This window comes from Streptomyces sp. NPDC048172, assembly GCF_043202595.1.
GTDB lineage: Bacteria > Actinomycetota > Actinomycetes > Streptomycetales > Streptomycetaceae > Streptomyces.
Map to the genome: position 1 here is coordinate 850365 of NZ_JBIDAT010000003.1, position 14481 is coordinate 864845.

Below are 14481 nucleotides of genomic sequence, written 5' to 3' on the forward strand. Positions count from 1 at the left end.
CGGCGTCGCCGTGAAGGGACCGCTGCACGGTTCACGGGCCGTCGTGTGCGACACCGACGGGGTCCTGCTGGACTCCGCGCGGCTGCACGCCGCGGCGTGGAAGGAGGCCTTCGACGCGTTCCTCGGCGCGTTCCCCGGCGCGGCGGAGACGACGGGGCGGCCGGGCGGGCCCTTCCGCCCGTTCACGGCCGAGGACTACCGCCTGTACGTCGACGGCAAGGCACGCCTCGACGGCGCCGCGGCCTTCCTCGCCTCGCGGGGCATCGACCTGCCGCCCGGCGTTCCCGGGGACCCGCCGGGCCACGGGAGCGTCGCGGCCGTCGCGGCGCGCAAGGAGGAGCTGTTCGCCGGGCGGCTGCGCACCCACGGCGTCGGGGTGTGGCCGGGCACCCTGCGGCTGCTGCGCGCCCTGTACGGGGACGGGGTGCCCTGCGCCGCCGTCTCCGCCTCGCGCCACGCGCGCGACCTGCTCGCGGCGGGCGGGCTGACGGAGCTGCTGCGCACGGTCGTCGACGGCGCCGAGGCGGCCCGGCTGGGCCTCCCCGGCAAGCCCGACCCCGCGCTCTTCCTGGAGGCCGCCGCCCGGCTGGACGTACCGCCCCGGCGTACGGCCGTGGTCGAGGACGCCCTCGCGGGGGTCGAGGCCGGGCGGCGCGGCGGCTTCGGGCTGGTCGTCGGCGTGGACCGGACGGCCGGGCCGACGAGCGCCGCCGACCTGCGCGACCACGGCGCGGACCTCGTCGTGGCGGACCTCGCCGAACTGCTCGGCGGCGCACGGGAAGAGGAGTGACCGGTGACCGACTGGCTCTGGGAGTACGAGGGGTACGACCCGGACGAGGAGCCGCTGCGCGAGGCCCTGTGCACCCTGGGCAACGGGCGTTTCGCCACCCGGGGCGCGGCCCCCGAGGCGGACGCGGGACCGCACCACTACCCGGGAACGTACGCCGCGGGCTGCTTCAACCGGCTCATCTCCACCGTCGCGGGGCGCGACGTCGAGAACGAGGACATGGTCAACCTCCCCAACTGGCTGCCGCTCCGCTTCCGAACCACGCCCGCCCCCACCCCCTGGTGGTCGCCGGACGAGCAGCCGCCCCTGGAGCACCGGCAGACCCTCGACCTGCGGCAGGGCACGCTCACCCGGCGGCTGCGCGTGGCGACCCCGGCCGCCGGGCCGCTGGCCGTCGAGCAGTGCCGCCTGGTGCACATGGGCGATCCGTATCTCGCCGCGCTGCGCACCACGTTCACCGCCGAGGAGGCCGGGATGGACCTGGAGGTCGAATCGGCCCTCGACGGCACCGTCACCAACTCCGGGGTGGCCCGCTACCGCGACCTGGCGGGCCGCCACCTCACCCACGTCCGTACGGGCGAGGACCCGGCGGACCCGGCGGACCCGGCGGACCCGGCGGTTCCGGCGGACACGGCGGACCCGTCCGGCACCCTGTGGCTCTCCTGCCGTACCTCGGCCTCCGGCATCGGCGTCGTCCTCGCCGCGCGCACGAGGACGGACGCGCCCGGCGCGACCGCGCGCACCACGCTCTCCGAGGGGCGCGCGGCCCGGCACCTGACGCTGGCCCTGCGCCCCGGCGAGCCCGTGACCGTCGAGAAGACGGCCGCCCTGTTCACCTCCCGCGACCCGGCGGTCAGCGACCCGCTCGGCGCCGCACGCCGGGCGGCCGCCGACGCGGGCGGCTTCGCGGAGCTCCTCGCCACGCACCGCAGGGCCTGGCGCCATCTGTGGGACCGCGCCGAACTCGACGTGCCGGGCGAGGCGGGCCGCGTCCTGCGGCTGCACCTGTTCCACGTGCTCCAGACGCTCTCCCCGCACACCGCCGAGCTCGACGCGGGCGTACCGGCGCGCGGGCTGCACGGCGAGGCGTACCGGGGACATGTGTTCTGGGACGAGCTGTTCGTCCTGCCCTATCTGAACCTGCACTTCCCGGAGGTCTCCCGCGCGCTCCTGACCTACCGTCACCGGCGGCTGCCCGCGGCCCGCCGCGCCGCGCGCGAGGTGGGGCGGCGCGGCGCCATGTTCCCCTGGCAGAGCGGCAGCGACGGGCGCGAGGAGACCCAGTCCCTGCACCTCAACCCCCGTTCCGGACGCTGGCTCCCCGACAGCTCCCGGCTCCAGCGCCACGTCGGCTCGGCGGTCGCGTACAACGTGTGGCGGTACGCGCAGGCCACCGGCGACCTGGACTTCCTGCACACCAAGGGCGCCGAGATGCTGCTCGGCGTCGCCCGCTTGTGGGCGGACAGCGCGGAGCACGACCCGGGGGAGGGGCGGTACCGCATCCGGGGCGTGGTGGGCCCCGACGAGTACCACGAGGCGTATCCGGGGGCGGAGACGCCGGGCCTCGACGACAACGCGTACACCAACGTCACCGCCGCCTGGGTCCTCGCCCGCGCCGTCGAGCTCAGCCGTACGCTCCCCGCGCCGCGCAGGGCGCACCTCTTCGAGGACCTGGAGCTGGAGGACGGCGAACCCGGGCGCTGGGAGGAGATCTCCCGGCGGCTGCGTGTCCCCTTCCACGACGGCGTCATCAGCCAGTTCGAGGGCTACGGCGCCCTGGCCGAGCTGGACTGGGACGGCTACCGAGCCCGGTACGGCGACATCCGCCGTCTCGACCGGATCCTGGAGGCCGAGGGCGACACCGTCAACCGCTACCGGGCGTCCAAGCAGGCCGACGTCCTGATGCTCGGCCATCTCTTCCCGCCCCGCGAACTCGCCGCCCTCTTCGCCCGGCTCGGATACCCCCTCGACGACGAGCAGTGGCGCCGCACGGTCGACCACTACCTGCCGCGCACCAGCCACGGATCCACGCTCAGCGGCCTCGTCCACGGCTGGGTCCTCGCCCGCGAACGGCGCCCCGAGGCGTGGACCCACGTGGAGGAGGCGCTCCTCGGCGACGTCGCCGACGTGCAGGGCGGCACCACGCCCGAGGGCATCCACCTCGGCGCCATGGCGGGCACCCTCGACCTCGTACAGCGCGGCCTGACGGGCCTGGACTTCACCGGCGGCACGCTGCGCCTGGACCCGGCGCCGCTGCCGCAGCTGTGCGCGTACGGCTTCGCCGTCCGCTTCCGCCGGCACTGGGGCATCGGCGTCCGGGTCACCGCGGACGCGCTCGCCGTCTCCCTCCCCGCGACGGCGAGCGCCCCGCTGCGGGTCGGCCTCCACGACCGTACGGTCACGGTGTCCCCCGGAGAGACCGCCCGCCTCCTGCTGGCCCGCTGACCGCGGGCCCGCTAGGCGGTGTAGTTCTGCCCGGGCGACCGGCCGGGGACCGGCTTGGCGATGAGGGCGACCGGGATGAAGAAGGAGATCTGGCTGATCGCCAGGACCAGCGTCCAGAGCGCCTTCTCGTCGTAGTGCTCGGCGGCCCGCGCGAACAGCTCGTCCGGGACGCGCTCCCCGTGCGGGTTCGGGCTGAGGACGGCCTCCACCAGCTCCAGCGCGACGCGTTCGGCGTCGGTGAAGTACGGCGCGTCCCGCCAGCTCGCCACGGCGGTCACGCGCTCCTCCGGCTCGCCTGCCTTGCGGAGGGTGCGTGCCTGCCCGATGACGTGGTACGAGCTGCCGACGAGCTGCCCGGCGCGGAGCTGCACCAGGGCGACGGTGCTCTGCGGCAGCACCCCGTTCCCCAGGACCTTGGCCATGGTCTGGGCGACCGTGACCATCTCCGGGAAGAGCTTGACGGGGTCGGGCAGCCGCGACCGGAGGCCGTCCTCGGCGGAATCGGCGGAGGCGGTCGTGGGTGTGGGCGTGGGCGTGGGTGTGGGCATCGTGAGGTCTTCCTTCCCCTGGAGTGTCGTACCGGACGGTGTCTCACCGGTCCGACGGCGCTGCCACGGGAAATGTGAGGCCGTCAGCCCCGCGCGGCCTCCCGGTGGGCCTCCCGGTACGGGCGGAAGAACTCGCGCAGCTCCCGCGCGTACAGCTCCGGTTCCTCGAACGCCGCGAAGTGCCCGCCGCGCGGCGGCTCGGTGATCCGTACCGCGTTCGTCGTGCGCTCCAGCCACGCGCGCGGCGGCCGGACGACGTCCCCCCGGAAGACCGAGAACCCGGACGGGACCTCGACCCGGCGGGCGTGCTGGGCGAGCGGGATCGCGGCGTTCGCGCGGTACATGCGCATCGACGAGCCGATCGTGCCCGTGAGCCAGTACAGGGTGATGTTCGTGAGGATCTCGTCCTTCGTGAAGCTCCGTTCGATGTCGCCGTCGCAGTCGCTCCACGCGCGGAGCTTCTCCACGATCCACGCGGCCAGCCCGGCGGGGGAGTCGTTGAGCCCGAAGGCGGCGGTCTGCGGCTTCGTGCTGTGCAGGGCGGCGTACGCGCCCTCAGCCGCGCCCCAGGCCGCGACCTCCTCGAACCAGGCGCGCTCCTCCGGCGTGAGCTCGGCCGGGTCCCCCGAGAAGCGGGGCAGGCCCCCGTCCGTACGGTGGACGGCCACGACCCGCTCGGGGTGGTCGAGCGCGAGATAGCGGGTCACATGGCTGCCGATGTCGCCGCCCGCCGCGCCGAACCGCTCATGGCCGAGTACGCCCATCAGTTCGGCCCACAGCCCGGCGACGCCGATCGAGTCGAGGGGTGTGCCGGGCCGGTCGGAGTAGCCGAAGCCCGGCACGTCGGGCACGACCACGTCGAACGCGTCGGCGGGGTCGGCGCCGTGCGCGCCCGGGTCCGTGAGATGCGGGATGACCTTCGTGTAGCGCCAGAACGAGTCCGGCCAGCCGTGCGTGAGCACCAGCGGCAGCACGGGCCCGCGCGGGGCGACGGCCCGGACGTGCGCGAAGTGGATCCCCAGCCCGCCGACCCGGGCCCGGAACCGGGGGATCCGGGCGAGCGCCGCCTCCTGCGCGGACCAGTCGAAGCCGTCCGCCCAGTACGCCACGAGTTCGCGGAGGTAGCCGAGGTCGGTCCCGGATGCCCAGCCCGCGTCCTCGGGAGCGTCCGGCCAGCGGGTCGCGCGCAGCCGCGCGCGCAGGTCCTCGACCGGGCCGGGGTCGGTCTTCGGGGCGAACGGCTCGGGGCGGGGCGTCACATCGTCGGACATGCGCCGATCCTACGAGCGTTCGCGGCCGCGTCCCCGGTGTGCGAGGGGCGGCCTACGTGCGGGCACGCGCGGCCCCCGTACGTACCGCGCCCGCGTCCAGCAGCCGGGACCGCGAGGCCCGGAGCCGCCTGCCGACGACCTCGGCGACGGCGTGGGTGAGCGCGTGCCCGAACTCGTGGTCCTCGTCGCACAGTGCCCGGACGCGCGCGGCGTCGAACTCCAGCGCCCGCACGGGGCTCGCGGCGCGGGCCGTCAGATGCCAGGTGTACGGCGCGAACAGCCAGGACCAGCCCAGGAGTTCCCCGGGCCCGAGGATCTCGACCGCGTCCGGACCGTGCCCCGGACCGGGCACGGGCGTGGCCGGATCGAGGTCGACGGAGCCGGTGCGGAGGATCCAGAACCGGTCGGCGGGCTTCCCCTCCTCGAAGATCAGGGCGTCCACCGGGAAGGCCACCTCGCGGCCGTACGCGCCCAGCAGCGCCCGGTGCCCGGCGCGCAGCCCGCCCAGGAACCCCCTCGTGGCCGGATTCGTCGTCATGACCCCTCCTCGCACCTCGCCCGCCGCCCCCGTCCCTACCCATGACGGTGCCGCCCTCCGGTGGAGCGCGGACAGAGCCCGAACGGACCTCTCACCAGGGGCGACCGGACCTCCGCGAGGGACGGTCGGCCCCTCCGTATCCCTCCGTACCGCTCCGTACCGCTCCGTACCGCTCCGCACCGCGGACCCCGCCGTTCCGGATGCCGGATGCCCCGGTAAGGTCGCGCGGGCAGTGTGACGGGTGGTACGGGGGAGGAACACGGGGTGCTCTGGATCGGGCTGTTCGCGCTGGTCGTGGCGGTGGGGTGCGCGTACCTGGCGCGGGCCGCGCACCTGCGGGCGCGGGCCATGGAGAGCACGGAGGCGGTGTCGGCGGCGGAGCTGCGCGCGCTGCGCACGGCGGCCGTGGAGGCGGGCAGCGCCGGTTACTTCCGCTACCGCTGCGAGCTGACCGGCCAGGCGGCCCCGCACAAGAACGGCGCGCTCCGCTCCGAGCTGGAGGGCCTGGAGTGCGTGTGGCACCGGCACCGGATCACGCGCAAGTACGAGGAGACCTACCGGGACGGCAAGGGCAACCGGCGGCGCAGGACCCGTACCGAGACGATGTCCGAGCACTCCAGCCCCACCGCGTTCTTCGTCCAGGACGCCACGGGCAGGACGGTCGTGCGGCCGGGCGGCGCCGAGGTCGTCGGCGCCGAGAAGGTGCTGGACCGCTTCGACCCCCACCAGGGCGGCGGGGGCGGGCGGCTCCGCATCGGCCCGGTGAGCCTGGACCTCGGGCGCCGTGAGGGCACGATCGGCTTCCAGCGCGAGGAGTGGATCGTGCGCCCGGGGAGCCGGTTCTACGTCCATGGCGAGGCCGCCGACGCGGACGGCCGCCTGGCGGTCACGGCCCCGGCCGAAGGGGGCGTCTTCGTGATGTCCGTCAAGTCCGAGGCGGAGCTGCTGCGCGGTGAGAACACCCGGGTGGCGGGCTTCGGCGTCGCGGCCGGGCTCGCCGCGGTGGGCGGCTGCGTGGCGCTGGTGCTGGCCCTCGTCGGCTGAGCCTGCCGCGCCGCGCGGGCCGAGCCGCGTCGGGACATCACTCGATTGCCCCCATTTGTATCTGAAACGTCCAGAAGTGGCGACGATGGCCGCACAGGCCGTCACCAGCTGAGGACGTGACATGGTTCAGGGCTTCTCCAGGGAACCGGGCACTCAAGGGCCGCTGACAGAGGTGCCGCCCGAAGGGCTGCGGAAGATCTCCCTGTGGGCGGGCCTGATCGCCGTAGGCGGATTTCTGTTCGGCTTCGACACGGGCGTCGTCTCCGGCGCGCTCCTCTACGTCAAGCAGGACTTCGATCTGAACGCCTTCGAGCAGGGCAGCGTGGTCAGCGTGCTGCTCATCGGCGCGGTCGTCGGCGCCACCGGGGCCGGCGGCCTGTCGGAGCGGATGGGGCGGCGCGGGACCCTGGGCCTGGTCGGGGTGGTCTTCCTCGTGGGGACGGTCGTCGTCACGTTCGCGAACGGCTACGTGGTGCTGATGCTCGGCCGGGTGGTGCTCGGCCTGGCAGTCGGGACCGCCTCGGCGACCGTCCCCGTGTATCTGTCGGAGATCTCCCCGACGCGCATCCGCGGGCGGCTGCTCACCCTCAACCAGATGATGATCACCGTCGGCATCCTCGTCGCGTACCTCGTCAACCTCGCCTTCGCGAGCAGCGAGATGTGGCGGGCCATGTTCGCCGTCGGCGCGCTCCCGGCGGTGGCCCTGGTCGTCGCCTCGCTGTGGGTGCTGCCCGAGTCGCCGCAGTGGCTGATCACCCACGGCCGGGCCGACGAGGCGCGCCGGGACATCGCGTCCGTCACCAACGAGGCCACCGCCGACGAACTGCTCGCACGCGCCCGGCGCCGCATCGAGGCCGCGCGCGAGAAGGAGGCGAAGGCGGCGAATGAGGCGGAGGCGGCGAAGGACGAGGCCCCAGCCGGTAAGGGCGTAAGGCGGCTGCTGACGCCCGACGTACGGCCCGCGCTGATCGTCGGCCTCGTCCTGGCCGCCGTCCAGCAGTTCGGCGGCATCAACACGATCATCTACTACGCGCCGACCATCATCCAGCAGACCGGCCTCAACGCCTCGAACTCCATCTTCTACTCGCTCGCCATCGGCGTGATCAACCTCGTCATGACGCTGGTCGCGATCCGGCTCGTCGACCGCGCGGGGCGCCGCCCCATGGTCCTCGTCTCGCTGGCCCTGATGACCGTCTCGATCTTCCTGCTGGGGCTGGCGTTCGTCACCGGCATGAACTCGGTGCTCACGCTGCTGTTCATGGTGATCTACATCGCCGCGTTCGCGGGCGGCCTCGGGCCGGTGTTCTGGACGCTGATCGGCGAGATCTTCCCGCCGTCCGTACGCGCCGAGGGGTCGAGCCTGTCCACGGCCGTCAACTGGATCGCCAACTTCGTCGTCAGCCTCGCCTTCCTGCCCCTGGCCCATCTCATCGGCCAGGGCGAGACGTTCTGGATCTTCGCGGGGATCTGCCTCTTCGCCTTCTTCTTCGTCGGCCGCTACCTCCCCGAGACCCGCGGCCGCGACCCCGAACAGATCGAAGAGGCCCTCCAGTCCCGCTTCGGGACGCGCGCGGTCCACGGGTCAGGGCCGGAGCACGAGACCCCCTCCACCCACGGGAGCGCGCGATGAACGGCACGTCCGACACGCCCCTCGACCTCGGCGACCTCGAACGCGCCGACGCCCTGGTGCTGTTCGGCATCACCGGCGACCTCGCCAGGAAGATGCTGCTGCCCGCGCTCTACCGGCTCACCGAGTCGGGGAAGCTGACCGTCCCCGTCATCGGCGTGGCCGCCGGAGACTGGGACGACGACGCGCTGCGCCGCCACGCCCGCGAGGCGGTCGCCGCCACGGGCACCGGCATCGACGAGGCGGTCTTCTCCCGGCTCGCCGCCAAACTGTCGATCGTCACCGGGGACTTCACCGACGACGCCACGTTCGAACGGCTCCGCGAGGCCGTCGCGCACCTCGGCTTCCTCACCCACTACCTGGCGATCCCGCCCTCCCTGTTCACCACCGTCGCCGCCGCGCTCGCCAGGGCGGGGCTCAACCGCGACTCCCGGCTCGTGGTGGAGAAGCCCTTCGGCCACGACCCCGCCTCGGCGCGCGAGCTGCAGAAGGAACTGAGCGCCTCCTTCGACGAGACCCACCTCCTGCGCGTCGACCACTTCCTCGGCTCCGAGGCCGTCGAGGGCCTGATGGTGGCCCGGTTCGCCAACACCCTGCTCGCGCCGATCTGGCACCGCACGTACGTGGACAACGTGCAGATCTCCCTCACCGAGGACTTCGACGTCGCCGACCGCGGCTCGTTCTACGACACCGTCGGCTGCGTGCGCGACGTCGTCCAGAACCATCTCCTCCAGGTCCTCGCCTACCTCGCCATGGACCCGCCCAGCGTCACCAACGCCCGCGCCCAGGCCCTGGAGAAGTGGCGCGTCCTGCACGCGACCCGCACCATCGACCCCGCGGACACCGTGCGCGGCCAGTACGAGGGCTACCAGGACGTCGAGGGCGTGGCCCCCGGCTCCACCACCGAGACGTACTTCGCCACCCGCCTCTTCGTCGACAACTGGCGCTGGTCGGGCGTCCCCTTCCACCTCCGCAGCGGCAAGTCCCTGGCCGTCTCCGCCACCGAGGTCGTCGTGGAGCTGCGCAAACCGCCCCTGGAACTCTTCGGCGACGCGAACACGCAGACCCCGCCCAACCTCATCCGCTTCCGCATCGACGGCGACACCGGCATCAGGGCCGACCTGACGCTCCGCAAGCCCGACCGGGGCACGGCCCCGGTTCCCGTCCCCATCGGCGTCGACTTCGCACGCGTACTGGGCCGCCAGGAACTCCCGTACGAGAACATCCTCGACGGCGCCATCGCGGGCAACCCCGAATACTTCGCCTTCTACCCGACGGTCCTGGAGTGCTGGCGCGTCGTCGAACCCGTACTGGACCCCGCCGACCGCCCCCTCCCGTACGCCCCCGGCACCTGGGGCCCCGAAGCGGCCGACCACCTCCCCGGCCTCACCACCTGGCACCACCTGAGCCGCCGTCTCTTCGACACCGACTAGCCGAGCGGTTCCGGACGCCCACGGCCCGTATCGGTGGACCAGACGCTTACGCGCTCCTGGCCTTCGCCGCCCAGCCGGTGTGATGTTCCCGGGTCAGGACGGTGTGGGGGTGAGAGAAGCCCAGCACGCGCTCCTGGTCCTCCAGAAGCTCTTCCAGGGCTGCCGCGGCGCCGGCTGCGTCCCCTGCTTCCCCGCGCCAGCGCGCGAGGTACTGCCGGGTGATGAGGGTGTGGTAGTGATCCGGGCCCAGGACGCGCTGCCGGTCCGCCAGGAGTGCGGCGTAGTCACCGACGGCGCCGGGGGCGTCCCCTGACTTGCCGCGGAACCTGGCCAGCTGTCCACGTGTGGCAAGCGTGTCGGGGTGGTCCTGCCCCAGCACCCTTCGCATCGGTGCCAGCAGTTCGACGAGGGCGGCGACCGCCGCGGCCGGGTCTCCTGCCTCCCCTCGCCAGCGAGCCAGGCTGAGCCGTGTGGACAGGGTGTAGGGGTGATCCGGGCCCAGCGCGTGCTGTACGGACTCCAGCAACTCGGCGGAGGCCGCGGCGGCTCCCTGCCGGTCTCCGGCCTCGCCGCGCCAGCGGGCCAGTTGATTCCGTGTGTCCAGGGTGTTCGGGTGGTACGGGCCCAGCACTCGCTCCTCGTCGGCCAGCAGCGTGCGGTAGCCGCCGACAGCGGCGGCCGGGTCTCCGGCTCTGCCCTTCCAGTGGGCGAGCATGCGGCGCGTGGAGAAGGTGTCGGGGTGGTCCGGTCCCAGGACACGTGTCCGGTCCGCGAGCAGCCCCGTAAGGGCGCTGACCGCTCCTGTCGTGTCGCCGGCCTCCCCACGGAAATGAGCGAGATTGTGGCGGAGTGTGAGGGCGACGGGGTGATCCGGACCCATGCCCGGTTCCTGGTCGTTCATGAGCGAGGTCAAGGCGGCCACAGCGCCCGCCGCGTCCCCCGCCTCCCCACGGAAGCGGGCGAGGCACTGCCGGGTGGCGAGAGTGTCCGTATCGTCCTTGCCCAACACTCGTTCCTCGTCGGACAACAAGGTGGCCAAGGCCTGCCCCGCGCCCTGCGCGTCACCCGCCTCTCCCTGCCAGGAGGCGCGATACCAGCGGGCGAGCAGGGCATCGCGATGATCCGGGCCGAGGAACTGCCGGGCGTCCTCGGCGAGAAGGGTGAAGTGGTCGACGGCGGCGCTCAGGCGACCGGCGCGGCCGAGGCTGTCGCCGGAACGGAAGAGCACCTCGTGAACCTGTGGCCTGAACAGGGCCTCGTGGGCATGGCGCGCCAGGGCGTCCGTGTTGGACCGCAGAACCTGCGCGAGGTCGGTGTCCCGTTCCACCTCGGGCCAGGCCGACACGAGCGCGTCAGCGGCGGTACGGACGAGCCGATGGCTCTGACTCCGGGGCAGGCTTTCCCGGGTGACGCGTTGGATCAGGGGGTGGGCACGCACCGCGTGCTGCGGGGTTTCCGGGGTGTGCGTGGCCAGGCTCAGGCGGTGCAGGGCACGCAGCGCGTCGATGGCGATCTCGGCGCTGACCTCGCCCTGGAACTGAGGGGTGTCGAGGGCGCGGCATTCGCTCAGATAGGCCAGTGCCGGAGGGCTGGTCAGCACGGCGGAAGGGATGCCGTCGGGATCGAGGACGCTCACCAGGTGCAGCAGGGGGCGGGACAGCCCCTGGGGGCGGATCCGGTCGGCGTGGTCGAGCGACAGGGACCAGGTGGTGCCCACGGTTTCGTGATGGTCGTCGGGGAGTTCACCGGATTCCGGGAACAGATCGGACAGCGTGCGGTGCCGGCTGGCGAACCGGGCACGGTAGGCGGCGCAGTCCAGACCCAGATCGATGAGGTACGCCGAGACCTGCGCGAGCGCCAGGGGAAGGTGGCCCAGGTCCGCAGCGAGCCCGGCGATCTCCTCGGGATCTTCCTGACGGCGGTGAGGGGCGAGCTTCACGCCCAGGTACGCGGCGGCCTCCGCCGGGGTGAAGACCCCGACGTCGATCCGGCTCCCGCTGAAGGCCGCGTCACGTCGGCGCGTGGTGATCACCGTACGGCCCTGCGGGAGCTGCGGGGGCCAGAGAGCACGTAGGTCAGCGGGGTCGGCCACGTCGTCGAGCACGACCAGCCACCGCTTGTTCGTCGACTCCGCCCAGTTCAGGAACCGGGCAACCGCCTGACCGGGGTGGTCCGGGTCGGCGTCGGCCACATCGATACCGGCCTGGGCGTACGTGGTCAAGATCGATTCCCGGCTGGCGGCCGTCACCCACACCAGCAGATCGACCGCCCGCATCTGCCAGGCCGTACGCGCGTGATGCGCTGCCAATTGAGTCTTGCCCATGCCACCGGCTCCGATCAGCACCAGCGGCTCGTCTTGGGCAAGGGCAATATTGAGGGCATCCACCGCGGCGCGATGCTGAAAACAGGCCGCCTGCCTGGGCAGTGTGCCGACCTGATGGGGCCAGGACACCGGATCCCGGAGGGCGACGTACTGGTTCACCGAATCGATGCGTTCGGCCGTGACGCTGCCGAACGGGGCGACACCCGGTGCCTGCCGCGCCGGACCGGACGGCGACCGGGTGGCTCCGGCTACGGGCGCCCCTGCTCCGTACCCGGCTGCGAAGGGCTGCCCAGGTGCACGTCCCTCACCCGCAAAGCGGCGACTGAACCGAGATCGGCCCGCAGCGTCACGTTGCCACCGACGGCCTGTCCGCTGCCGCTCGCCGACGCCACCCCGCCGCGTGACGCGGGCGCGTGCTCGGACAGCAGCGACCGCAGGGCGTCCGCCATGCGCTCCTGACCGGACGCGTCCTGGCTCTCCAGCACCATCTCGAACCGGGCCTGCCACGCCGCTTCCTGGCGGCTCGTCACTCGTTCGCTGTCGTCACCGGCCACCTCGACTTCACCGGCCGTACGGTCCAGGCGCTCAAGTTCGGCGCGCTCACGCGCCGCGTCCCCCAGACCGAACCAGCGGGCGACTGCCTGCCGGAAACTGCTCCACGCGTCGGTCCCCGCGGCCTGCACCACCGCAGTGCCCCCCGACGCGGCCAACGTGATCAGCGTCTCGCTCAACATCCCTGCCCCCGTACCCCGTTGTGCGTGATAGGTCGAAGGTAGCGCGGTCGCCGGGCCCCGGCTCCGCGCCCGTCGCGAGTAGTGACGGCAGCGACGGATCGAGCCCACTGCTCTGACAGACGGCTCCACGGGGCGACATCGGGACGGCAGGGGAGGCCGCCCGGCGGAGCGCGGCGGAGGTGTTCTGGCTTCGGCGACCTGCTGCCCTCGCGCGCGGACTCGTTATGGCCCGTGCGGTCCAGAATCGGTACGATGAGGGCATGGCCCGGCCTCGTAAATTCGACGAAGATCGTGTGATTCTCGCTGTCCGCGACGAGTTCTGGGACAAGGGCTACGCGGCGACGTCCCTGGAGGACCTGCTGCGCGTCAGCGGGCTCGGCAAGGGCAGTCTGTACGGCGCGTTCGGGGACAAACACCACCTGTTCCTGCGGGTGCTGCGCGCATACGACGACGCGAATCTGCTGGCGCTGCGTGAGCGCCTGGAGTCCGCGGCGCGCGGGGCCGACCTGGTGCGCGAGTTCGTGCTCGGCCCGGCCGCCGACCCCACCGGGGCGGTCGCGCGCCGGGGCTGCCTGCTGGCCAACAGCAACGCCGAACTCGCCACCAGCACTCCGGAAGTGGCCGCCGAGGCCCGCCGTAGCTATGACGCGATCACCGCCGTCCTCACCGAGGCGCTGGAGCGGGCCCGGCGCGAGGGCGACCTCGCCTCCGACGCGGACCCCGCCGAGACCGCCCGTGCCGCTCTCGTCACCCAGCTCGGCCTCATCGCGCTCGGGCGCACCGGCGTGGACGTCGACACCCTCGCCGCGGCGGCGCGGTCCGCCCTGGCGCGACTCCTGCCCGCTCTCACGCCCCGGTAGCGGCCAGCCCCGTCAGGCGTGCCTTCATGTTGCGCGGTCGCCCCTCCCTGACCTCGTTCTTGACTGCACGGTCCATATCGAGGATTGTTATTGACTCAACGGTCCATAATCCTTGAGGAGGGCGGCATGGCCGTCTTGGCAGGCAAGGTCGCGGTGATCACCGGAGGCAGTACCGGCATCGGTTTCGCGACGGCACGCGCGTTCCGTGAGGAAGGCGCCCAGGTGTTCCTCACCGGTCGCCGCAAGGACGCGCTGGACGCCGCGGTCGCCGAACTCGGCGAACTCGGCGACGGCGTGACCGGCGTGGTGTGCGACGTCTCGGTGCCCGCGGAGCTCGACGCGTTCTACCAGGCCGTGCGCGAACAGGCCGGTGGGGTCGATGTGCTGGTCGCGAACGCCGGCGTCGGCACCGCGGCTCCGTTCGGCGAGGTGACGGAGGAGGTGATCGACTCCGTGTTCGCCACCAACGTCAAGGGAACGGTCTTCACGTTCCAGCAGGCGCTGCCGCACCTGAACGCCGGTGCCTCGGTGATCCTGACGGGCTCGACCGCCGCGACGCGGCCCGACCCCGGGCTCGAGGTCTACGCGGCGTCGAAGGCGGCGGTGCGCAGTCTTGCCCGCGGCTGGGCCCTCAGCTCGCGCGCACGCGGCTTCCGGGTCAACGTCGTGTCGCCGGGCGGGACGCGCACCCCGGGGCTGCTGGAGCTGATCCCGGCCGAGGTGCTGGAGCAGGCCGAAGAGGGCGTTCCCCTGGGCCGTCTCGCCGAGCCCGAGGAGATCGCGGCGGTGACGACGTTCCTCGCCTCGGACGCGTCGAGCTACGTCAACGGCGCGGAGTTCTTCGCCGACGGCGGATACGCCCAGACGTAGG

The 14481-nt window shown here is 72.9% G+C and carries 12 protein-coding genes; 7 read left to right on the forward strand and 5 right to left on the reverse strand.

The window, feature by feature from the left end:
* Positions 1 to 10 precede the first annotated feature (10 nt).
* Positions 11 to 790 carry an HAD family hydrolase gene (locus ACGF3A_RS17305; RefSeq protein WP_393730482.1) on the forward strand — a complete coding sequence of 260 codons (780 nt, stop codon included), beginning with the start codon at positions 11 to 13 and terminating at the stop codon, positions 788 to 790.
* Between the two features lie 3 nt (positions 791 to 793).
* The gene (locus tag ACGF3A_RS17310; RefSeq protein ID WP_393730484.1) at positions 794 to 3232 is read left to right on the forward strand and encodes a glycoside hydrolase family 65 protein; all 2439 of its coding nucleotides are present in this window, start codon (positions 794 to 796) and stop codon (positions 3230 to 3232) included.
* A gap of 11 nt (positions 3233 to 3243) precedes the next feature.
* On the opposite strand, the gene ACGF3A_RS17315 is transcribed toward ACGF3A_RS17310, so the two are convergent.
* The 3 genes from ACGF3A_RS17315 to ACGF3A_RS17325 form a co-directional block, all read right to left on the reverse strand.
* Positions 3244 to 3780 carry a carboxymuconolactone decarboxylase family protein gene (locus ACGF3A_RS17315; protein ID WP_393730486.1) on the reverse strand — a complete coding sequence of 179 codons (537 nt, stop codon included), beginning with the start codon at positions 3778 to 3780 and terminating at the stop codon, positions 3244 to 3246.
* Positions 3781 to 3863: 83 nt separating this feature from the next.
* Complete coding sequence (locus tag ACGF3A_RS17320; RefSeq protein WP_393730488.1) at positions 3864 to 5051, reverse strand: epoxide hydrolase family protein; 1188 nt, start codon at positions 5049 to 5051, stop codon at positions 3864 to 3866.
* 52 nt (positions 5052 to 5103) lie between these two features.
* Positions 5104 to 5589, reverse strand: a complete 486-nt coding sequence (locus tag ACGF3A_RS17325) for a cyclic nucleotide-binding domain-containing protein (RefSeq protein WP_393730490.1) — start codon at positions 5587 to 5589, stop codon at positions 5104 to 5106.
* Between the two features lie 264 nt (positions 5590 to 5853).
* Between ACGF3A_RS17325 and ACGF3A_RS17330 the strand changes: the two genes are divergently transcribed.
* The 3 genes from ACGF3A_RS17330 to zwf all read left to right on the forward strand — a co-directional run bounded on the left by ACGF3A_RS17330 (position 5854) and on the right by zwf (position 9693).
* The gene (locus ACGF3A_RS17330; RefSeq protein WP_393730492.1) at positions 5854 to 6633 is read left to right on the forward strand and encodes a GIDE domain-containing protein; all 780 of its coding nucleotides are present in this window, start codon (positions 5854 to 5856) and stop codon (positions 6631 to 6633) included.
* Between the two features lie 121 nt (positions 6634 to 6754).
* A complete protein-coding gene (locus ACGF3A_RS17335; protein ID WP_393730494.1) occupies positions 6755 to 8263 on the forward strand; it encodes a sugar porter family MFS transporter in 1509 nt (502 codons plus the stop codon).
* Entirely contained in the window at positions 8260 to 9693 is a 1434-nt protein-coding gene (zwf, locus tag ACGF3A_RS17340; RefSeq protein ID WP_393730496.1) for a glucose-6-phosphate dehydrogenase, read from the forward strand. Before ACGF3A_RS17335 ends, zwf begins: the two co-directional genes overlap by 4 nt.
* Before the next feature lie 46 nt (positions 9694 to 9739).
* Here the strand turns inward: zwf and ACGF3A_RS17345 are convergent, their stop codons facing one another.
* Both ACGF3A_RS17345 and ACGF3A_RS17350 read right to left on the reverse strand, forming a co-directional pair.
* Positions 9740 to 12175 carry a tetratricopeptide repeat protein gene (locus ACGF3A_RS17345; RefSeq protein ID WP_393730498.1) on the reverse strand — a complete coding sequence of 812 codons (2436 nt, stop codon included), beginning with the start codon at positions 12173 to 12175 and terminating at the stop codon, positions 9740 to 9742.
* An 89-nt stretch (positions 12176 to 12264) separates the two neighbouring features.
* Positions 12265 to 12750, reverse strand: coding sequence for a hypothetical protein (locus ACGF3A_RS17350; RefSeq protein WP_393730500.1), 486 nt, complete (start codon positions 12748 to 12750; stop codon positions 12265 to 12267).
* Positions 12751 to 13010: 260 nt separating this feature from the next.
* Here ACGF3A_RS17350 and ACGF3A_RS17355 point away from each other — a divergent pair, with 260 nt between their 5' ends.
* Both ACGF3A_RS17355 and ACGF3A_RS17360 read left to right on the forward strand, forming a co-directional pair.
* Positions 13011 to 13610, forward strand: a complete 600-nt coding sequence (locus ACGF3A_RS17355; protein WP_393730502.1) for a TetR/AcrR family transcriptional regulator — start codon at positions 13011 to 13013, stop codon at positions 13608 to 13610.
* A 126-nt stretch (positions 13611 to 13736) separates the two neighbouring features.
* Positions 13737 to 14480, forward strand: a complete 744-nt coding sequence (locus ACGF3A_RS17360; RefSeq protein WP_393730504.1) for an SDR family NAD(P)-dependent oxidoreductase — start codon at positions 13737 to 13739, stop codon at positions 14478 to 14480.
* Position 14481: the final 1 nt, after the last annotated feature.